This window comes from Mesorhizobium sp. CA14 (assembly GCF_020165195.1).
In the GTDB taxonomy this organism is placed as follows: domain Bacteria; phylum Pseudomonadota; class Alphaproteobacteria; order Rhizobiales; family Rhizobiaceae; genus Mesorhizobium.
In genome coordinates, this window is sequence record NZ_JAIUHR010000024.1 from 22875 (window position 1) to 43165 (window position 20291).

At 63.4% G+C, this 20291-nt stretch carries 23 protein-coding genes; 14 read left to right on the top strand and 9 right to left on the bottom strand.

Annotation, left to right across the window (positions count from 1 at the left end):
* Nucleotides 1-61 precede the first annotated feature (61 nt).
* The 5 genes from petA (at nt 62) to LB565_RS21975 (ending at nt 4390) form a co-directional block, all read left to right on the top strand.
* A complete protein-coding gene (gene petA, locus LB565_RS21955) occupies nt 62-622 on the top strand; it encodes a ubiquinol-cytochrome c reductase iron-sulfur subunit (protein ID WP_112126775.1) in 561 nt (186 codons plus the stop codon).
* A gap of 16 nt (nt 623-638) precedes the next feature.
* Nucleotides 639-1940 carry a cytochrome b gene (locus LB565_RS21960; RefSeq protein ID WP_224587678.1) on the top strand — a complete coding sequence of 434 codons (1302 nt, stop codon included), beginning with the start codon at nt 639-641 and terminating at the stop codon, nt 1938-1940.
* 21 nt (nt 1941-1961) lie between these two features.
* Nucleotides 1962-2816, top strand: coding sequence for a cytochrome c1 (locus LB565_RS21965; RefSeq protein ID WP_224587679.1), 855 nt, complete (start codon nt 1962-1964; stop codon nt 2814-2816).
* A 140-nt stretch (nt 2817-2956) separates the two neighbouring features.
* Nucleotides 2957-3652 carry an acid phosphatase gene (locus LB565_RS21970; protein WP_224587680.1) on the top strand — a complete coding sequence of 232 codons (696 nt, stop codon included), beginning with the start codon at nt 2957-2959 and terminating at the stop codon, nt 3650-3652.
* Between the two features lie 192 nt (nt 3653-3844).
* Entirely contained in the window at nt 3845-4390 is a 546-nt protein-coding gene (locus LB565_RS21975) for an adenine phosphoribosyltransferase (protein WP_040989677.1), read from the top strand.
* Nucleotides 4391-4554: 164 nt separating this feature from the next.
* On the opposite strand, the gene LB565_RS21980 is transcribed toward LB565_RS21975, so the two are convergent.
* The 5 genes from LB565_RS21980 to LB565_RS22000 form a co-directional block, all read right to left on the bottom strand.
* Nucleotides 4555-5025 (bottom strand): MaoC family dehydratase, encoded by a 471-nt coding sequence (locus LB565_RS21980; protein WP_224587681.1) that lies wholly within the window; start codon nt 5023-5025, stop codon nt 4555-4557.
* The gene (locus LB565_RS21985; RefSeq protein ID WP_224587682.1) at nt 5022-5492 is read right to left on the bottom strand and encodes a MaoC family dehydratase; all 471 of its coding nucleotides are present in this window, start codon (nt 5490-5492) and stop codon (nt 5022-5024) included. Before LB565_RS21985 ends, LB565_RS21980 begins: the two co-directional genes overlap by 4 nt.
* Nucleotides 5493-5583: 91 nt before the next feature.
* Nucleotides 5584-6687, bottom strand: a complete 1104-nt coding sequence (gene ychF, locus LB565_RS21990) for a redox-regulated ATPase YchF (protein WP_224587689.1) — start codon at nt 6685-6687, stop codon at nt 5584-5586.
* 92 nt (nt 6688-6779) lie between these two features.
* The gene (gene pth / locus LB565_RS21995) at nt 6780-7502 is read right to left on the bottom strand and encodes an aminoacyl-tRNA hydrolase (RefSeq protein WP_224587691.1); all 723 of its coding nucleotides are present in this window, start codon (nt 7500-7502) and stop codon (nt 6780-6782) included.
* Between the two features lie 112 nt (nt 7503-7614).
* Nucleotides 7615-8259 (bottom strand): 50S ribosomal protein L25/general stress protein Ctc, encoded by a 645-nt coding sequence (locus LB565_RS22000; RefSeq protein WP_224587693.1) that lies wholly within the window; start codon nt 8257-8259, stop codon nt 7615-7617.
* Nucleotides 8260-8603: 344 nt separating this feature from the next.
* Here LB565_RS22000 and LB565_RS22005 point away from each other — a divergent pair, with 344 nt between their 5' ends.
* From LB565_RS22005 to LB565_RS22030, 6 genes are all read left to right on the top strand, one after another.
* Entirely contained in the window at nt 8604-9248 is a 645-nt protein-coding gene (locus LB565_RS22005; RefSeq protein ID WP_224587702.1) for a glutathione S-transferase family protein, read from the top strand.
* Between the two features lie 139 nt (nt 9249-9387).
* Nucleotides 9388-9945, top strand: a complete 558-nt coding sequence (msuE, locus tag LB565_RS22010; RefSeq protein ID WP_224587704.1) for an FMN reductase — start codon at nt 9388-9390, stop codon at nt 9943-9945.
* A 36-nt stretch (nt 9946-9981) separates the two neighbouring features.
* Nucleotides 9982-11346, top strand: a complete 1365-nt coding sequence (locus LB565_RS22015; protein ID WP_224587706.1) for an LLM class flavin-dependent oxidoreductase — start codon at nt 9982-9984, stop codon at nt 11344-11346.
* Between the two features lie 25 nt (nt 11347-11371).
* Nucleotides 11372-12220 (top strand): ABC transporter permease, encoded by an 849-nt coding sequence (locus tag LB565_RS22020; protein WP_224587708.1) that lies wholly within the window; start codon nt 11372-11374, stop codon nt 12218-12220.
* Nucleotides 12221-12267: 47 nt separating this feature from the next.
* Nucleotides 12268-13263, top strand: coding sequence for an ABC transporter substrate-binding protein (locus tag LB565_RS22025; RefSeq protein ID WP_224587710.1), 996 nt, complete (start codon nt 12268-12270; stop codon nt 13261-13263).
* A gap of 17 nt (nt 13264-13280) precedes the next feature.
* A complete protein-coding gene (locus LB565_RS22030; protein WP_224587712.1) occupies nt 13281-14042 on the top strand; it encodes an ABC transporter ATP-binding protein in 762 nt (253 codons plus the stop codon).
* 47 nt (nt 14043-14089) lie between these two features.
* Here the strand turns inward: LB565_RS22030 and LB565_RS22035 are convergent, their stop codons facing one another.
* Nucleotides 14090-14533, bottom strand: a complete 444-nt coding sequence (locus LB565_RS22035) for a MarR family winged helix-turn-helix transcriptional regulator (RefSeq protein ID WP_224587867.1) — start codon at nt 14531-14533, stop codon at nt 14090-14092.
* A 147-nt stretch (nt 14534-14680) separates the two neighbouring features.
* Here LB565_RS22035 and LB565_RS22040 point away from each other — a divergent pair, with 147 nt between their 5' ends.
* On the top strand, nt 14681-15538 hold the full coding sequence (locus LB565_RS22040) for an alpha/beta fold hydrolase (RefSeq protein WP_224587713.1): 858 nt from the start codon (nt 14681-14683) through the stop codon (nt 15536-15538).
* Between the two features lie 79 nt (nt 15539-15617).
* Here the strand turns inward: LB565_RS22040 and LB565_RS22045 are convergent, their stop codons facing one another.
* Nucleotides 15618-16847: an MFS transporter gene (locus LB565_RS22045; RefSeq protein WP_224587715.1), complete on the bottom strand. Its 1230-nt coding sequence runs from the start codon at nt 16845-16847 to the stop codon at nt 15618-15620.
* Between the two features lie 109 nt (nt 16848-16956).
* Here LB565_RS22045 and LB565_RS22050 point away from each other — a divergent pair, with 109 nt between their 5' ends.
* A complete protein-coding gene (locus LB565_RS22050; protein WP_224587718.1) occupies nt 16957-17826 on the top strand; it encodes an AraC family transcriptional regulator in 870 nt (289 codons plus the stop codon).
* A 124-nt stretch (nt 17827-17950) separates the two neighbouring features.
* Nucleotides 17951-18514, top strand: coding sequence for a dihydrofolate reductase family protein (locus tag LB565_RS22055; RefSeq protein ID WP_224587720.1), 564 nt, complete (start codon nt 17951-17953; stop codon nt 18512-18514).
* Here LB565_RS22055 and LB565_RS22060 read toward each other — a convergent pair whose 3' ends face one another.
* Both LB565_RS22060 and LB565_RS22065 read right to left on the bottom strand, forming a co-directional pair.
* A complete protein-coding gene (locus tag LB565_RS22060) occupies nt 18515-19450 on the bottom strand; it encodes a ribose-phosphate pyrophosphokinase (protein ID WP_126081663.1) in 936 nt (311 codons plus the stop codon). It lies immediately after the preceding gene.
* 197 nt (nt 19451-19647) lie between these two features.
* Entirely contained in the window at nt 19648-20274 is a 627-nt protein-coding gene (locus LB565_RS22065; RefSeq protein WP_224587722.1) for a hypothetical protein, read from the bottom strand.
* Between the last annotated feature and the right edge of the window lie 17 nt (nt 20275-20291).

Below are 20291 nucleotides of genomic sequence, written 5' to 3' on the forward strand. Positions count from 1 at the left end.
GCGATTGAGCGGGGACAAGGCTCGGCCTCCGGTTAGGAAGAGGCGAAAGGATCAGGCACCCGTGAGCGCAACCGACATCCACGATCCCAACCGTCGCGATTTTCTCTACGTAGCCACCGGCATGGCCGCCGTTGTCGGCGCTGGAGCCGTCGCGTGGCCGTTCATCGACCAGATGCGCCCTGATGCCTCGACGCTGGCGCTTGCTTCGGTCGAGGTCGATGTCTCCTCGCTGCAGCCGGGCAGCTCGCTGATCGTCAAATGGCGCGGCAAGCCGGTGGTGGTGCGCAACCGCACCGAAAAGGAAATGAAGGACGGCGAAGCCGTCAATCTTGCCGATCTCAAGGATCCGATCGCGCGCAACGCCAACCTGCCGGCCGACGCGCCGGCGACCGACGCCAACCGCACCACGCCGGGCAAGGAAGCCTGGATGGTGATGGTGCAGGTCTGCACCCATCTCGGCTGCATCCCGCTTGGCCAGGAAGGCGATTTCGGCGGCTGGTTCTGCCCGTGCCACGGTTCGCAATACGACACCGCCGGCCGCATCCGCAAAGGCCCGGCGCCGGAGAACATGGCGATCCCGGTATTCAAGTTCATTTCCGATACCAAGATCCTTATCGGTTGAGGCAGGGGACATTTCGATGAGCGAGGGACACTCGACCTATACGCCCAAGACCGGTATCGAGCGCTGGTTCGACGCCCGCATGCCGCTGCCGCGGCTGGTCTATGACAGCTTCGTCGCTTATCCGGTGCCGCGCAATCTCAACTACATGTGGACGTTCGGCGGCATCCTGGCGATCATGCTGGTCTCGCAGATCCTGACCGGCATCGTGCTGGCGATGCACTACACGTCCGATACCAATCTCGCCTTCGATTCGGTCGAGAAGATCATGCGTGACGTGAATTCGGGATGGCTGTTGCGCTATCTCCATTCCAACGGCGCTTCGTTCTTCTTCGTCGCCGTCTACATCCATATCTTCCGCGGCCTGTTCTACGGCTCGTACAAGGCGCCGCGCGAGCTTTTGTGGATCCTCGGCTGCATCATCTACCTCCTGATGATGGCCACCGGCTTCATGGGCTATGTGCTGCCCTGGGGTCAGATGAGCTTCTGGGGCGCCACCGTCATCACCGGTTTCTTCAGCGCCATCCCGCTGGTCGGCAACTGGATCCAGCAGCTGCTGCTCGGCGGCTTCGCCGTCGACGACCCGACGCTGAACCGCTTCTTCGCGCTGCATTACCTGTTGCCATTCATGATCGCCGGCGTCGTCGTGCTGCATATCTGGGCGCTGCATGTCGTGGGCCAGTCGAACCCGACCGGCATCGAGGTCAAGTCGAAGACCGACACCGTCGCCTTCACCCCCTATGCGACTATCAAGGACGCGTTCGGCATGATCGTGTTCCTGTTCGTGTTCGCCTATTTCGTCTTCTATCTGCCGAACTATCTCGGCCACCCGGACAACTACACGGTTGCCAATCCGCTGAAGACGCCGGCCCATATCGTTCCGGAATGGTACTTCCTGCCGTTCTACGCGATCCTGCGCGCCATCACCTTCAACATCGGCCCGATCAACTCGAAGCTCGGCGGCGTGCTGTGCATGTTCGGCGCCATCGCCATGCTGTTCCTGGTGCCGTGGCTCGACACCTCGAAGGTGCGCTCGGCGGTCTACCGTCCGTGGTACAAGCTGTTCTTCTGGCTGTTCGTGGCCGACGCCATCCTGCTCGGCTGGCTGGGCTCGCAGCCGGCGGAAGGCAGCTACGTGTTCATGGCGCAGATGGCGACTTTGTTCTACTTCGCTTTCTTCCTGGTCGTCATGCCGGTGCTTGGCCTCATCGAGACGCCGCGCAGGCTGCCGAACTCGATCACCGAGGCGGTGCTGGAAAAGAAGAAGGGCGGCAGCGGACATCTGGCAGGCATGACCGCCGCGCCGGAAACCAAGGGCTGAGAATCTGAGGGGATTTTGGGTATGAAGAAGATTCTCACCTCGCTGGCGCTGCTCGGCCTGATGGTTGCGGGTACCGCTGCCATCGCCGCGGAAGAGCAGAACCCGGCCGCGCCGACGCATTTCCCGATCAACGAACCGAAGGAAATGAGCTGGAGCTTCGCCGGGCCGTTCGGCACCTATGACAAGGCGCAGCTGCAGCGCGGTCTCAAGGTCTACAAGGAAGTCTGCTCGGCCTGCCACTCGATGAACCTGGTGGCCTTCCGCACGCTGGAAGGGCTCGGCTATTCGGACGCGCAGATCAAGACGCTGGCCGCCGGATACACCATCCATGACGGCCCGAACGATGCCGGCGACATGTTCGACCGTCCCGGCAAGCCATCGGATCACTTCCCGGCGCCGTTCCCGAACGAGCAGGCCGCTGCCGCCGCCAATGGCGGCGCCGCGCCGCCCGACATGTCGCTGCTTGCCAAGGCGCGCGGCGTCGAGCGCGGCTTTCCGCGCTTCATCTTCGATATCTTCACCCAGTACGCGCAGGGCGGCCCGGACTACATCCACTCGCTGCTCACCGGCTACGACCAGACGCCGCCGGCCGGCATGGTGATCCCGGAAGGCACGCACTACAATCCGTACTTCCTGTCCGGCGTGTCGCTGAAGATGCCGAAGCCGCTCTCCGACGGCCAGGTGACCTATGACGACGGCTCGCCGCAGACGGTCGACCAGTATGCCCGCGACGTCGCGGCCTTCCTGATGTTCGCGGCCGAGCCGCATCTCGAGGAACGCAAGAAGACCGGGTTCCGCGTGATGGTCTTCCTGCTGCTCTTCGGCGCACTGGTCTACATGACCAAGCGCAGGGTGTGGGCCGACGTCGCACACTGAGGCGCGGTAAAGCGGAAAGCTCGAAGGGCGCCCCTCAGGCGCCCTTTTCCATATTTCGGAACAGCGTTGACCGGCCATGTCACATGGCCGTCATTGTGCGTGGCGATCCTGTCTTGCCCCTACTTCAAAGGATCGTACCCATGAAAAGATTCGCATCGCTCGCGGCGGGTTTCCTGCTGCTTGTCACCGGATATGCCGCCCATGCCGACGAGGCGCAGCCCTTCGTCACCAACAAGGACATCGACCTGACGATGATCCTGCCGCCGCCGCCCGCCAACGATTCGGCTGAGACCAAGGCCGAGCTCGGCGAGGTGCTGACGCTGCAGGTGACGCGCACACCGGAAATGGAAAAGCGAGCCATCGCCGATGCCGAAGAGAATGTGTGGCGCTTTGCCGATGTCATGGGACCGAAGTTCAACAAGGAAACGCTGCCGAAGTTCGGCGCCTTCTTCGATCGCGTCGTGGCGACCGAAGGCGCCGTCGTCGATCCGGCCAAGGATGTCTGGAAGCGTCCGCGCCCGCATCAGCTCAGCGATCTGGTCAAGCCGGTCGTGAAGCTGTCGAACTCAGGCTCCTGGCCGTCTGGTCATGCGACGGTCGGCACCATGATGGGTATCATCCTTGCCGACATGGTGCCGGAGAAGCGGGCCGAGATCATGGCGCGCGCGGCCGAATTCGCCCATAACCGCGTGGTCGGCGGCATTCACTATCCGTCCGACATCGAGATGGGCAAGATTTCCGGCAGCGTGATCGCCGCGGTCCTGCTCGACCGTCCCGATTTCAAGGCCGAGTACGAAGTGGCGCGCTCCGAGCTGCGCTCGGACCTCGGCATGTAGCCGCGCGGTAGCGCCCGCCTTTCGAAGGGCGCCTTCGCGGGCGCCCTTTCCATATTGGCCGAGGCCAGTCGATGCCGATCCTTTGCCGGATGTGCTTGTCTCTGGCGCGACATCGCGGTAGCCCTTGTCGGTCGCGTCGGGCAGGAATGGCCGACGCCGCCAAATCCGACAGCCGGACACGCGGAAGCCTCGATGAAATCCTCCCTAGAAGACACGCTGCTTGCGGCTATCCGCACGATTCCGGACTATCCGAAGCCCGGCATCCTGTTTCGCGATATCACCACGCTGCTTGGCGACGCGCGCGCCTTCCGCCGAGCCATCGACGAACTGGTGCATCCCTATGCCGGATTGAAGATCGACAAGATCGCCGGCATCGAAGCGCGCGGCTTCATCCTCGGCGGCGCCGTTGCGCACCAGCTGTCGGCCGGCTTCGTGCCGATCCGCAAGAAAGGCAAGCTGCCTTACGAGACGGTGCGCGTGGCCTACAGCCTCGAATACGGGCTGGACGAGATGGAGATGCACAAGGACGGCGTCTCGCCGGGCGAGAAGGTGATCGTGGTCGACGACCTGATCGCCACGGGCGGCACGGCGGAAGCGGCGGTGAAGCTGCTCAGGCAAATCGGCGCCGACATCGTCGCCGCCTGCTTCGTCATCGACCTGCCGGACCTCGGCGGCCGCCGGAAGCTCGAAGCGCTCGGCGTGCCGGTCAGGACGCTGATCGGGTTCGAGGGGCATTGAAGCGCTTTCCCTTCTCTCCTTGTGGGAGAAGGTGGATCGGCGCGAAGCGCCGAGACGGATGAGGGGTGTTCCAGCGGAGTGACACGCTGGTGTTTCCTGGAGCACCCCTCCTCCGTCGCCTTCGGCGGCATCTTCTCCCACAAGGGGAGAAGGGAGAGGGTTCACTATCCCACCTTCACCAGCACGGCGCTGTCGAACTCGATCACCTTGTCGCTGGTCGAATCGAAACCTTCCGAGCGCAGCGTGAGCAGGTTCCAGCCCGGACGCCCTGCAAGCGGGCGGTGTGCCAGCGCGGTGCGCGTGAAGGTCACCGTCTCGCCGGCATAGACCGGCTTCAGCCATTTCAAATTGCGGAAGCCGGGCGAGGGGCCGAATTCGGGCTGCGGGCCGGGACCGGTCCAGCGCACGCCCTCGGTCTCCATGCGCTTTTCGAGATTGTATTTCATCCAGGTGGCGGCGGTGTGCCAGCCCGAGGCGCAGAGCCCGCCAAGCACGCTCTTCCTCGCCGCCTCTTCATCGACGTGGAAGATCTGCGGATCGTATTTTTTGGCGAATGCCTTGATCTCGTCCGCCTCGAACTTATGCGAGCCGAGCGTGACCGTTTCGCCGATCAGGAAGTACTCGTCCAAAGTCATGACAGGTCCCTTGCTGCATCACGCGCGAGGAACATGCCGGTGTTCTCCAGCTCGAAGACGCTCTCGCCGCGCTGGTTGACGAGTTCGCTGCGCATGGTGATCAAGCCGAGCTGGGGCCGCGATTTGGACTGGCGCTTGGACAGGATCGTGACCGTGCCGCGCAAGGTATCGCCGGCCAGCACCGGCTTCTTCCATTTCACATGCTCGATGCCCGGCGAGCCCTGCGACGTCGAATCGAGCAGGAAGGCGTCGCACAGCATGCGCATGAACATCGCGCAGGTGTGCCAGCCCGAGGCCGAAAGCCCGCCAAGGATGCTGGCCTTGCCGGCTTCCTCGTCGAGATGCATCGGCTGGGCATCGAACTCCGCGGCGAATTCGATGATCTCGGCGGCGCTTACGGTCTTGCTGCCGAGGTCCAGCGAGACGCCCTCGACGAAATCCTCATAAGCCCAGGTCTTTCCGGTCATGTCGGCAATCCGGTTATCCCAAAGATCGGGCAACCCGGATGCAGGCCTGGGACGATTTGGTCAAGTTATTTCTGGTAAGCCAGTCAGGCACTCACGTGTTGAACTTGAACAGCATGATGTCGCCGTCCTGGACGACGTACTCCTTGCCTTCGTCACGCGCCTTGCCGGCTTCCTTGGCCGCCACTTCGCCGCCGAGCGTGACGAAGTCGTTGTAGGAGATCGTCTGGGCGCGGATGAAGCCGCGCTCGAAATCGGTATGGATGACGCCGGCCGCCTGCGGCGCCTTATCGCCCTTGTGGATCGTCCAGGCGCGCGTCTCCTTCGGCCCGACGGTGAAATAGGTGATCAGATGCAGGAGATCGTAGCCGGCGCGGATCACCTTGTTGAGGCCCGGCTCGTCGAGACCGATCGAGGCCAGGAACTCCATTTCCTCCTCGTCGGAAAGCTGGGCGACTTCCGCCTCGATCGCCGCCGATATCACCACCGTGCCGGCGCCCTGCGCGGCCGCCATCTTCTCGACCGCCCTGGTGTGCTCGTTGCCGGTGGCGGCGTCCGCCTCGGCGACGTTGCAGACGTAGAGCACGGGATGCGAGGTGAGAAGGTTCAGTCCCTGCAGGATGCGCAGGTCTTCCGGCGCGATGCCGTTGAGCAGGACGCGCGTCGGCTTGCCGGCCTGCAGCAATTCAAGCGCGGCCTCCATCATCGGCAGCACGGCCATGGCTTCCTTGTCTTTGCCGGCGGCGCGCTTGCGGATCTGGGCGATGCGGCGCTCAAGGCTTTCGAGGTCCGCGAGCATCAGCTCGGTCTCCACCGTCTCGGCGTCGGCGACAGGATCGATGCGGCCCTCGACATGGGTTATATCGTCGTCCTCGAAGCAGCGCAGCACATGCACGATGGCGTCAACCTCGCGGATGTTGGCGAGGAACTGGTTGCCCAGCCCTTCGCCCTTGGAGGCGCCGCGCACCAGGCCGGCAATATCGACGAAGGAGATGCGGGTCGGGATGATCTCCTTCGACTTGCCGATCGCCGCGATCTTCTGCAGGCGCGGGTCAGGCACCGCCACCTCGCCGGTGTTCGGCTCGATGGTGCAGAAAGGATAGTTGGCGGCCTGCGCGGCGGCCGTCCTGGTCAGCGCATTGAACAGCGTCGACTTGCCGACGTTGGGCAAGCCAACGATGCCACATTTGAAACCCATGTTCGTCCAGTCCTGTCGGAATTCGATTTTGATGTGGGCTATGGGCGATAGGGGTGACGAACGTCAAGTCCCAGGCGTCGTCCGTTCGACGCTCACTCCTTGCCGAACAGCTTCTTCAGCATGGCGGCCATCGGGCCGCTCTCGGGAAGTTTCGCCGCCGGCTGCTGCGGGCGCGCCTGGCGGACCCGGCTTTGCTGCTTCGGCGGCTTGGGCGGCGGGCGGTCGTCATCGCCGGTCGGCACGAGCTTGTCGCGCAAGGTCAGGGTGACGCGGTTCATGAACGAGCTGTCGTCGCCCTTGGCGAGCAGCGCGGCATCGTCGGCGATTGCGTCCAGCAGGACATCGAGCCACTCGCGGTCCGCCTTGGCGAAATCGCCAAGCACATGGCCGTGCACCATCTCCTTGACGCCCGGATGGCCGACGCCGATGCGCACCCGGCGATAGGCGTTGCCGACATGCTGGTCGAGCGAGCGGATACCGTTATGGCCGCCCGAGCCGCCGCCAACCTTGATCCTGAGCTTGCCGGCGGCGAGGTCGATCTCGTCGTAGAAGACGGTGAGCGCAGCCGGTTCGAGCTTGTAGAAGCGCAGCGCTTCGCCGACCGATTGTCCGGAGAGGTTCATGAAGGTCTGCGGCTTGATCAGCAGGATTTTCTCGCCGCCGAGCGTGCCTTCGCAGATCAGGCCCTGGAATTTTCTCGACCAGGGCGAAAAGGAATGGCGGCGGGCAATCGCGTCCGCCGCCATGAAGCCGACATTGTGCCGGTTGTTTTCGTATTTCGCGCCCGGATTGCCGAGGCCCGCAAAGACAAGCATCGCTGTCTCCGAGCGTTAGAGCATGATGCCGAAAAGTATGAAGCGGTTTTCGGAAAACATCATGCTCTATTTCTTTGATTTAGAGCCGGATGAAATCATCCGGCTCGGAGAATTACTTCTCTTCGGCCGCCGGGGCCGCCGTCTCGGTCGCCGCCGGCTCGGTGGTGGCTTCCGTCTCCGGCTTCATCGCCGACGAGCCGGCAATGGTCGCGATGGTGAAGTCGCGATCGGAGATGACCGGCTTGACGCCGGCCGGCAGCTTGACCGCCGAGATGTGGATCGAGTCGCCGATGTCGGTGCCGGTGAGATCGATGGTGATGAATTCCGGGATCGCGTTAGCCGGGCAGTGGAACTCGACTTCGTGACGAACGATGTTGAGCACGCCGCCGCGCTTGATGCCGGGCGACTTGTCCTCATTGATGAAGTGGACAGGCACGTCGACATTGACCTCGGTGTCCTTGCCGATGCGCAGGAAGTCGACATGGACAGGGAAATCCTTGACCGGGTCGAGCTGGAAATCCTTCGGCAGGACCTGGATCTTCTTGCCGTCGACATCGATCGTGGCGATCGTGGTCAGGAACCCGCCGCCATGGATCTTGTAGAAGATGTCCTTGTAGTTCAGCGCAATCGCCAGGGGAGGCTGCTTGTCGCCGTAGATGACTGCAGGCACTTTACCGTTGCGGCGAACTGCACGGGCGGACCCCTTACCGACCTGTTCGCGCGCTTCGGCCTTGAGCTCGTAAGCATCGTGGCTCATGGCATTTCCTTTCGCGTGTTATGGAGCGCTCACGGCGGGCAAGCCCAGCCGTAAACGTCGAAAGCCGTCGCGGCCTTGCACGATCTGTCCGATGCGTTTGGCGATCCAAATGCGTCTGGGGATCTGCGAGGCCTGGCCGGCCTTCCTCCGCGTTGCCTCCAAGGGTGTCTACGCGGGTGGCGGCTCTATAGCGGAAGGCGGCCGAGGGTGCAAGCGGCTGGGCTGGAAGGCTTGCAGGTGGTTTTCGGCGCCGAGCATATAAACCGGATACATTTGCGGCGAATGTAGGATCGCGCGGTTCTCAGCCGTCCTGCGGCATGCAACCAGACCCCGTGGGGACCAATATGAAACTTCTGTTCAGCCGCAATCCCAATCCTCGCCTCGCGGTCGCGGCGGCGCGCTATCTCGAGGCCAAGATCGCGTTCGAGTTCGCATCGCCAATGGCGCCCGGGCAAGCCGAGCGCTACCGCCCGCTCAATCCCAATCTGACCTTGCCTATCCTGGTCGGTCCGGGATGGAGCCTGTGGGAGGCCGACGCCATCGCCTGCCGGCTTTCTCGTGACCTTCGCTCGGATTTCTGGCGCAGCGGCGATGACGAGCCGGACATGATCCGCTGGATCAGCTGGGGCAAGGAACGGTTCGCCTTTGCTTGCGACATGGTGCATTTCGAGCGCGGCACCAAGCAGCGCTACGGGCTCGGTCCTATCGACCACGCGCTGGTCGAGGAGGGGTTGAGGCAGTTCCACGCCGCCGCCGCAATCCTCGAGCCTGAGCTTGCCGGACGCGATTGGCTGGTCGGCAATTCCGTCTCCTATGCCGACTTCCGCATGGCGACGTTCCTGCCTTTCAACGATGCCGCCCGATTGCCGCTCGGCGACTACCCCTCTATTCGCCGCTGGTATGGCCGGCTCGAGGCGATCGATGCCTGGCGCAACCCGTTCCAGGGACTTCAGGCGCCTCCACTGGCGCCGGTCAAGTTCGAGGCCTGACCCGTATGAGCTGACCAATCAACGCTTCTCCCGCGCAAACTCAATCCGTTTGCGCGGCGCGTTTTGAAATCTTCTCGCTCATTTAATTCTACAAAATCCGTAGTCTTAATGAAGAAGTGCCCGCGAGGAGAGCCCGAACATGACAAAGAAGCTGGTGGTTGGATTTTCCGGCAATCTGACCCGCCCGTCAAAGACCAAGGCATTTATCACGCAGATTGCGGACGAGGCGGCTGGCCGCATAGGGGCGGCCTTGGCGATCCACGACATTGAAGATCTCGGTCTATCGTTCCCGTCGGCACGGCGCATTTCCGATCTCGATCAAACAGCGCGCAATATCGTTGAGCAATTGCTCGGCGCCGATGTTCTGGTGGTGGGATCGCCGACCTTCAAAGGCAGCTATACCGGACTATTCAAGCACTTGTTCGATCTGCTCGATCCGTCGTCGCTGCGCGGCAAGCCGATCATTCTCGTTGCCACGGGCGGCGGCGAGCGCCATTCGCTGATCGTCGAGCATCAATTGCGGCCGTTGTTCGGCTTCTTCGAAGCGCTCACCATGCCGACAGCGATCTACGCTTCCGACAAGGATTTTGCCGACGGCGTGCTGGTCTCGGAAGCCATCCACGCCCGCGCCCGCCAGGCCGTCGTCGAGGTTTTGCGCATCGTCGGCGAAACTCGCAGCGTCGGCCTCGCCGCCTGACTACAGGCAGTCGTTTTGGAACCCGAAGGATCAGCCATGACCAACTCCAGCACGTCCAGACAGATCAAGCTCGGCGCCTTTCTGCCCGGCGGCGGCCAGCACATCGCGGCCTGGCGCCATCCGGACGCGCCGGCCGATGGCGCCACCAATTTCGAGTTCCACAAGCAACTCGCGCTCACCGCCGAGCGGGGCCTGTTCGATGCATATTTCCTGGCTGACAATCTCACCATCGGTCTCGGTGCCCGTGAAGGCGGCAACGCCAAGATCGCCGGTTTCGAGCCGGTGACGCTGTTTGCCGCGCTGGCGCCGCTGACCAAGCATATCGGCTTCATCGCCACGGCGTCGACCACCTATGAGGAACCCTACACACTCGCGCGCAAATTCGCCTCGCTCGACCTATTGTCTAACGGGCGCGCGGGATGGAATGTCGTGACGTCGGCCGGCGACGACACGGCGCGCAACTTTAATCGTGACGTCCAGCCCAATCATGCCGAGCGTTACGCGCGGGCGCATGAGCATGTCGAAACGGTCAAGGCGCTGTGGGACAGTTGGGAAGACGACGCCTTCATCCGCGACAAGAAGACGGGCCGCTTCTACGACAAGGACAAGCTGCATGACGTGAACCACAAGGGCGCGCATTTCAGCGTCAAGGGGCCGCTCAACGTGCCGCGTCCGGTGCAGGGTCATCCGGTGGTCGTGCAGGCGGGACAGTCGGAGGACGGTCGCGGGCTCGCGGCGGCATCGGCCGAGGTGATATTCACCGCGCATCAGAACCTTGCCTCGGCGCAGGAGTTCTATCGCGACATCAAGGCGCGCGTCGCGGCGGCCGGGCGCGATCCGGCGCAGGTGCTTATCATGCCGGGCGTGGCGCCCTTCGTCGGCCGCACCGAGGAAGAGGCCCGTGCCAAATACCAGCAGCTGAACGACCTGATCCTGCCGGAGGACGGCGTGGCGCTGCTCAACGGACTTGCCGGCCAGACGCTCGACCTCAGGGACTATCCGCTCGACGGCCCGCTGCCGCCGAGCAGGGAGACCGAAGGCATGAAGAGCCGCCAGGCGCTGATCCGCCAGATCGCGGACGAGCATAATTTCACGATCCGCCGGCTCTATCAGTGGGTTGCGACCGCGCGCGGCCATTACACGGTGATCGGCAGTGCCGCCCAGGTCGCCGATCAGCTGGAGGAATGGTTCACGGGCGAGGCCGCCGACGGCTTCAACATCCTGCCGCCCTGGCTGCCCGGCGCGCTCGACGATTTCGTCGACCTGGTGATCCCGGAGCTGCAGCGTCGCGGCCTGTTCCGTACCGCTTACGAGGGCAGGACGCTGCGTGAGAATCTTGGCCTCAGGCGGCCTCAGAATCCGTGGACCGCCGCGCGCTCGACCGTGCTCGCCGCCGAATGATTTCCTGACGCGAGAGGGCAAGACGATGACTTTGCAGTATATCGAAAAGACAGTCGCTATCGGCCGGCATGAGGGTCGCAGCGGCACCGGCATGGAGCCGCTGCGCCTCCTGACGCGGACTTCGGCGCGAATTCTGTCGCGTTATGGCGTGCTCGTCGGCTTCCTCGTGTTCTGGCAGGTGGCGGCGAGCAGCGGCTGGGTCAATTCGGCCGTGCTGCCGCCGGTCGACACGATCGTCGCGGCGCTCTGGAAGGGCCTCATTGGCGGCAGCCTGCTCGGCGACATCGCCATCAGCCTGCAGCGTGCCGGGCTTGCATTCGCGGCGGCCGTCGTCGTCGCTATTCCGCTCGGCCTGGTCATGGGCCAGGCGCGTGCCGTGGAGACAGCGCTCGACCCGATCCTGCAGCTGTTCCGTCAGACCTCGGCGCTGGCGCTCTACCCGGTGTTCATCCTGCTTCTGGGGCTGGGTGAAGCTTCGAAAGTGTTCGTCATCTTCTGGGCGACGCTGTTTCCGCTACTGCTCAACACCATCAGCGGCGTCAAGGAGGTCGACCCGAAGCTGATCGAAATGGCGCGCGCCTATGGCGCTCGGCGGCTGACGATTTTCCGCCGCGTCGTGCTGCCGGGCGCGGTGCCGTCGATCTTTGTCGGCCTGAGGCTCGGCGCCACGACCGCGCTGCTGCTCTTGATCGCTTCGGAAATGATCGGCGCCAACAAGGGCATCGGCTTCCAGGTGATGAATGCGCAGTACAATTTCCAGATTCCGCTGATGTTCGCGGCGATCGTCATCCTGGCGGCACTCGGCCTGATCGCCAACCAGGTGCTGGTCGTCCTGCAGCGGCGGCTGTGTCGTTGGAATGTTTCAGCCAGCTAAGCACCCAAACCTTCACCGTCATTCCTGAAACAACGAAAGGCTTGATCATGAGCATCACCCGCCGTTCGCTTCTCCTGCGCGCTCCGCTTGCCGCCGGCATTCTCGCTGGCCTGCCGTCGATCGCCATGGCGCAAGCCTCATCCGTCAAGATCCGCTATCTCGCCAGCCGCGGTAGCATCTCCCCGCATGAGCTGGCCGACGCGCTCGGCTACTTCAAGGGCCTCGGCATCGAGCTCGAAAACGTCGGCTATGCCGCGGGCGGCCCGGAATCGCTGTTTGCGCTCGCGTCCGGCAGCGTCGACCTGGGCTCGGCAGCCACGCCGGCGGTGATCAACTCGATCGCCGGCGGCAACGACTTCGTCGCGGTTTATCCCAGCAACGGCATCAACAAGGATGTGAAGAGTGTCTTCTACGTGCTGGAAGACAGTCCGATCAAATCGATCGCCGACATTGCCGGCAAGACGATCTCGGTCAACACGCTCGGCGCCCATCTCGACTATACGGTGCGCGAGGCGCTGCACAGCGTTGGCCTGCCGCCGGACGCGGCTAAGCTGGTGGTGGTGCCCGGACCGCAGCTCGAACAGACCTTGCGCTCGCGTCAGGTCGATATTGCCGGGCTGGGTTATTGGCAAGCGACGTTTGCCGGCCAACTGGTCAGCAATGGCGGCGTGCGCGGCGTCTTCAACGATACCGACGTGCTCGGCGAAATCGCTGGTGGCTTCGTCGTGCTGCGCCGTGATTTCATCACGGCAAATCCGGATGCGGCCCGCAACTTCGTCGAACAGTCGGCGCGTGCGTCGGACTGGTCGCGGCAAAATCCGGACGAGACGCGCAAGCTGCTCGCCGACATCCTCAACAGGCGTGGCGAGAATGGCGAGCTGGCGCGCTACTGGACCGGCTTCGGCCTGCGCGAAAAGGCGGCGGTCACCGACCGCGATGTCGACTTCTGGGTGAATATCCTCGATCGCGACGGTCGGCTGCCGAAAGGCAAGCTCAAGGCTTCCGACATTCTCTATCGTCTCGGCGAAACCAAAACCAATTGAGCACAGAGACGCAAACCATGGCCACGGCACGCGGCGGCGATGTCACGATCCGCGACCTGTCGAAATCCTTCGCAATCGGCGGGCGGCAGCTTGCCGTGCTGCGCTCGCTCGATCTCGATATCCGCTCCGGCGAATGCCTGGTCATTGTCGGCGCAAGCGGTTCCGGCAAGACGACGCTGCTGCGCATCCTTGCCGGGCTGGAGCGGGCCGACGGCGGCGCCGTCGCGATCGACGGCAAGCGGATTGAGGGTGTCGGCGAAGAGCGGGCGGTGATCTTCCAGGAGCCGCGGCTGCTGCCCTGGCTGACGGTGCTCGGCAATGTCGCCTTCGGTCTCGAAGTGCGCGGCATTGCCAAGGCGGAGGCCGAGAAGCGGGCGCGTTTCTATATCGCCCTGGTCGGCCTTGCCGAATTCAGCGATGCGTATCCCCGGCAGCTCTCCGGCGGCATGGCGCAGCGGGTCGGCATCGCCAGGGCACTGACGGTGCAGCCAGAAATCCTGCTGCTCGACGAGCCGCTCGGGGCACTCGACGCCATGACGAAGATCTCCATGCAGGAGGAGCTGGCGCGCATCTGGAGCGAGGAGAATGTCACCATGGTCATGGTCACCCATGACCTTGAAGAGGCGATCTATCTTGCCGACAGGGTGCTGATCCTGCCCAGGGAGAAAGGCGGCGCGGTGCGACTGATCGATGTCGACCTGCCGCGGCCGCGCGAGCGCAGCGAGAGCCGCTTCGTGCGCTATCGCGAGGAGTTGCTGCGCGAGTTCGGCCTTCACTAAGGTGATATTCAGGTGATGCCGGCCCGATCTTGAATCTCAATTTAGGCTTAGGCGGTGTCCGTCGTCTGGCCGCCACTTAAAGCATTGCGCAAGGCCTGGATTTGCCGGTTCAGGGCATCGAGTTCAGCCAGCTTCATGCCTGAGCGCTCGATCAGGGTCTCGTTCAGGCAATTGCACCGGACGAGCAGCGCACGTCCGGCGGCGGTCAGATCGACCTGCACCTGACGCTCGTCGGTCTGGCTGCGCTGCCGGGTGACAAGGCCTGCCTGCTCCATTCGCTTCACCAGCGGGGTGATCGTGCTCGATTCGAGGGCCAGCCGATGCGCGATGCTGCCCACCGATATGCCGTCCGCCTCTCCCAGCGCATTGAGCACGAGATATTGCGGATAGGTGATGCCCATCTCGTCCAGCATCGGCTTGTAGGTGCGGTTGATCGCCATGCTGGTGGCATAGAGCGTGAAGCAGAGCTGATTGTCCAACGGAAGAGGCACGGCGCATTCCTTTTGCCGACTGAGTATCTGTTGTGTACCACGGAAAATGATATCGCGATACATATTTCTGTGGACGCGGCGTCCGACCTCAGTTAGAGGAGATTATCGCGATATTGTTTATCGCGGTATCAACAGAAGGAGATTGAGATGACCTCGCAGACCAAGTCAGGCTCGGGCAGCGGCACGATCACCACCAAGGACGGAACGCAGATCTTCTATAAGGATTGGGGCACGGGACAGCCGATCGTCTTCCACCATGGCTGGCCGCTGAGCAGCGACGACTGGGACGCCCAGATGCTGTTCTTCCTGTCAAAGGGTTACCGCGTCATCGCGCATGACCGGCGCGGCCATGGCCGTTCCAGCCAGACCGATACCGGCAATGAGATGGACACCTATGCCGCCGATGTAGCCGAGCTCACGGCGTATCTCGACCTCAAGGACGCCATCCATGTCGGTCATTCGACGGGCGGCGGCGAGGTGGCGCGCTATGTCGCGCAATATGGAAGCGCAGGCCGCGTCGCCAAGGCCGTGCTGATCGGCGCGGTGCCGCCCATCATGTTGAAGACGCCGGCCAATCCCGGCGGCCTGCCGATCGAGGTATTCGACGGGTTCCGCGCGGCGCTGGCGGCCAACCGCGCCCAGTTCTTCCATGACGTGCCGGCCGGGCCGTTCTACGGCTTCAACCGCCCGGGCGCGCAGGTTTCCGAAGGAGTCATCGACAATTGGTGGCGCCAGGGCATGATGGGCGGCGCCAAGGCGCATTACGACTGCATCAAGGCCTTCTCTGAAACAGACTTCACCGAAGACCTGAAGAAGATCGACGTGCCGGTGCTGGTCATGCATGGCGACGACGATCAGATCGTGCCAATCGCGGACTCCGCGCTCATCTCGATCAAGCTGCTTAAGAAGGGCGAGCTCAAGGTCTACAAGGGCTTTCCGCACGGCATGGCAACGACCCATGCGGATGTCATCAACGCTGACCTGCTGGCTTTCTTCAAGGCCTGAGGCCGGTCGCCAAACACGAGAGCACCCGCCAAGCGGCGGGTGCTCTGATCTTTGGAAATCGTTCGAAGTGGCCGGGCAATCAGGCCTTCCGCGCTTCCTTCATGTTGGGCAGGAATACCGTCAGCAGACCGAGGAAGGGCAGGTACGAGCAGATTTGGTAGACGAAGTCGATGCCCTTCATGTCGGCGACGACGCCGAGCACCGCGGCGGCGATGCCGCCCACGCCGAAGGCGAAGCCGAAGAAGATGCCGGCGATCATGCCGACGCGACCCGGCACCAGTTCCTGCGCGAAAACGACGATGTTGGAGAAGGCCGACGACAGGATCAGGCCGATCAGCACGGTGAGCACCATCGTCCATTCCAGGTTGGCGTAGGGCAGGGCCAGCGTGAAGGGCAGCACGCCGACAATCGAGAACCAGATCATCGCCTTCTGTCCATAGCGGTCGCCGAACGGGCCCCCGAGCAGGATGCCCAGCGCCGAGGCACCGAGGAACAGGAACAGCATCACCTGGCTCATCTGCACCGAAACGCCGAATTTATGCATGGCGTAGAAGGTGTAGTAGCTTGAGAGCGAGGCGATATAGGCGTTCTTGGTCAGCACCAGCAGCGTCAGCACGGCCAGCGCCCACATGACCTTCTTGCGCGCAAAAGGCGAGACATGGGCAGCCTGCTTGCGGGTGGCCATCGAGGCGCGCAGCCGGCTGTACCAGCCGCCGACCTGCCACAGCACGACGATGCCGATCAGCGAGCCGACAGCGAACCAGGAAATGCTGATCTGGCCGAACGGCACGACGATGAAGGCGGCGAGCAACGGTCCCATCGCCTGGCCGAAATTACCGCCTACCTGGAACAGCGATTGCGCCAGGCCGAAGCGGCCGCCCGAGGCGAAGCGCGCGATACGCGAGGATTCCGGATGGAAGATCGCCGAGCCGATGCCGATCAGCGAGGCGCCGATCAGGAGCAGCCAGTAATGGCCGGCATGAGCGAGGACAATCAGGCCGACCAGCGACGAGGCCATGCCCCAGGGCAAGGAGTAAGGCATTGGCTTCTTGTCGGTGATCATGCCGATGACCGGCTGCAGCAGCGAGGCCGTCACCTGGAAGGTGAAGGTCAGAAGGCCGATCTGCCAGAAATCGAGACCGTAATTGTCCTTGAGCAGCGGATAGATCGCCGAAAGCAGCGACTGCATGATGTCGTTGACGCAGTGGCAGAAGCTCACCGCAAGAATGACGGTAAAGGCCGTCGCTTGCGCCGAGATGTTGCTTGCCGGCGCCGGTGCGGCGACGGAGGTGGCGGTCGTATCAGTCAAGGCAATGCTCCGTAGTCTTTGGCGGCGAACCGCAGCCGGCCTTATAAGCCCGTTGCCAAGCGACTTCTTTCGTGGTTTGGTCCAATAGTTTCGCAAGTGGGCCACATCGATGCCGCATGGCAAGGAGATATTCAAGGGCAACGCCGCCGAGCTCGGCCGGCTGCATGAAAGCCGCTGGCAATGGCTGGAACAGGCGGTCGGGCCGGCGGTCGCGCTGCCGACCGAATATCCGGACGGCTATCACGTGCCGCAGCACCGCCACAGCCGCAGTCAGCTTCTGCATGCGCTGGTCGGCGTGGTCCTGGTGACGACCAGGCATGGCCGCTGGATGGTGCCGCCTGATCACGCGATGTGGATACCGGCCGGCATCGAGCATTCGGTCGAGATGCTGGGCGACGTCTCGATGCGCTCGGTCTATGTGATGCCGGACGCCATTGCCGGCCTGCCGGAAGGCTTGCGCGTCGTCGGCATCACCGAGCTGATGCACAGCCTGATCGTGGAATCCGAGAAACTGCCGCAGGGCGGCGAGCTTGAAGGGCGGGCGGCACTTGTCATGGGACTGCTGCTGCACGAGATCCCGAACCTGCCGGAACGGCCGCTCGGCCTGCCTTTCCCGTCCGATCCGAAGCTCGCGGCGCTTTGCCGGCGCTTCGTGGCGGCTCCTTCGCCGCATGCGACGATCGACGAATGGGCGGACGCGGCGGGCATGGGCCGGCGGTCGTTCACCCGCGCCTTTCACCGCCAGACCGGGCTGTCGCTCTCGACCTGGCGCCAGCAGGCCTGCCTTTTCGCGGCGCTGCCGAGGCTCGCCGACGGTGAGCCGATCACCAGGGTGGCGCTCGATCTCGGCTATGACAGCGTGCCGGCCTTCATCACCATGTTCAAGCGCATGCTCGGCGCCTCGCCGCGCGGCTATATGCGCGGCGCGCGCGATGCCAGTGAAAACCCGCGCCGTACAGGTGGTCCGATCGCCGCGTGAGACAGCGCCGTCAGCATTCAGTTGATATGTCGGTTCTCAGTCTGGTTCAGTTTGCCGAATACTGATTGCAAATTGCAATCGGTTATGCTTCCCTTTGCGAGGAGGCAAAGTCGGAGGAACGCTGGTGGCAACGATTGTCTATGCCATGCTGACATCGCTGGATGGCTACATTACCGGGTCGAGCGGAGACATTGACCTGCCGGTTCCTGAAGAAGAATTGCACCGGCATTTCAACGACGAGATGCGGCGGACATCGATCGCGCTGTGCGGGCGCAGGATGTATGAAACCATGCGCTTCTGGGACAGCCCGGAGCGGGAGATCGCGGCTGACGAAGTCGAGAAGGATTTTGCACGCGCGTGGCGGGAAACGCCGAAGATCGTGTTTTCGACCACGCTTCAGGAGGTCGGGCCGAATGCCCGTCTTATGAAGGGTGATGTCGAGACGGTGGCAAGGTCGCTCAAGGCGGATACGGATGGCGAGATTTCCGTCTCCGGTGCCGATCTTGCCGGGCAGCTTGCGCGTGCCGGCCTGATTGATGAGTACCGGCTTTACATGCATCCGGCCGTGCTGGGCGGCGGCAAGCCGTATTTCCGGTCCGGCCTGTCGCTGGCCTTGAAGCCGCTCGGCACGGAGCGCCTTGCTCAAGGCGTCACGCTGCTGCGCTATGCGCCCGGCGGTCAGCTCTGATTAATCGAACAGGCTCGAGACCGATTCTTCCGTCGCCGTGCGCGAGATCGCCTCGCCCATCAGGTCGGCGATCGAAATAACGCGGATGTTCGGGGCGTCGAGCACACCCTGCGTCGGCTGAATGGAATCGGTGATCACCAGCTCCTGCAGCTTCGAGCCGGCTATACGGGCAACAGCGCCGCCGGAGAGCACGCCATGGGTGATATAGGCGGTGACGGAGGTCGCGCCATTGGCGAGCAGCGCGTCGGCCGCGTTGCAAAGCGTGCCGCCGGAATCGACGATGTCGTCGATCAAGAGGCAATCCTTGCCGGCAACCGCGCCGATGATGTTCATGACTTCCGATTCACCGGGACGCTCGCGGCGCTTGTCGACGATGGCGAGCTGCGCATCGAAGCGCTTGGCAAGCGCCCGCGCCCGCACCACGCCGCCGATGTCGGGCGACACGACCACGACATTGCCGAGCTGCTTGTACTTGGCCTTCACGTCGCGGGCCATCACCGGCACCGAGAACAGATTGTCGGTGGGGATGTCGAAGAAACCCTGGATCTGACCGGCATGCAGGTCGAGCGTCAGCACGCGGTCGGCGCCGGCGCGGGTGATCATGTTGGCGACCAGCTTGGCCGAGATCGGCGTGCGTCCCGAGGCGCGGCGGTCCTGCCTTGCATAGCCGAAATAGGGGATGACCGCCGTGATGCGCCGCGCCGAGGAGCGCATGAAAGCGTCCATCATGATGAGCAGTTCCATCAGATGGTCGTTGGTCGGATAAGAGGTCGACTGCAGGATGAACACATCCTCGCCGCGTACGTTTTCCTGGATCTCGACGAAGATTTCCTGGTCGGCGAAGCGCCTGACGCTGGCCTTCCCGAGCGGGACGTTGAGATAGCGAGCGACCGCCTCGGCCAGCACCCGGTTGGAATTGCCCGCGAAAAGCTTCATGCACCGTTCCTGGTGAAGGATGGAGAGGCCGGAGAGACTCTCATGCGCCTTTTATGCGGGCTTTTAGCGGCCCGCGCCGGTATTGCAAGCCTCGTTGTGGGGAATCCTTCCGGCGGCCGCAACAAACACGCAAAAGATCGCAAGCCGGCAACAGGCTGCCGGCAACAATTTGGCCGGCAACAGCTCGGCCAGTCCGGTCAACCGGCGCCGCCGCTGCCTAGCCAGGCAGCGAACTGGTCGATCGTCTGGTCGGCGATGGCCTGCATGGTGGCGGGCGCCACCGTGGGCCAGCCCTCGCCGCTGCCGACGGAGGGCGCCTTCTGCTGGCCATTGATGCGGTGGAGGCGGTTGCCGGAGGGGTCGTAAATGTCCCAGACGTAGATGACGGTCGTGTCCTTGCCCTCGGACATGGTTGAAAAATAGCCCTTCAGCACATGCGTCGCCGTCTGGTCCGTGCTGCCGACAAGGGTCAGGCCACGCTGTTTGGCACGGGTCTGCAGTTCCGCCGTCAACGGTGCCGCCGCGTCCACCGATGCGCCGACGATCGGCGCAACCTGTAGCCGCGTCTTGGCGAGGGCGGCGGTTTGCGCCGGCGTTACGCGTGTCGCGGGTGACGCCGTGGTGGAAGGCGCGGGCGAAGGAGCAGGCGCGGTCGTGGTCGCAGATGTGGCCGTTGTCGATGTGCTTTGCGGGGTGGCCGAAGACTGGGCCGAGTTCGCCGGCGGGGTGATCGCCGAAGGTTCCAGGACGTCCTTGGCATTGGTGCAGGCGCCCAGCGCCAACACCGCAAGCAATGACACGGTCGTCACTTGCGATCGTCTCATTTGCCTGAAAACTCCCT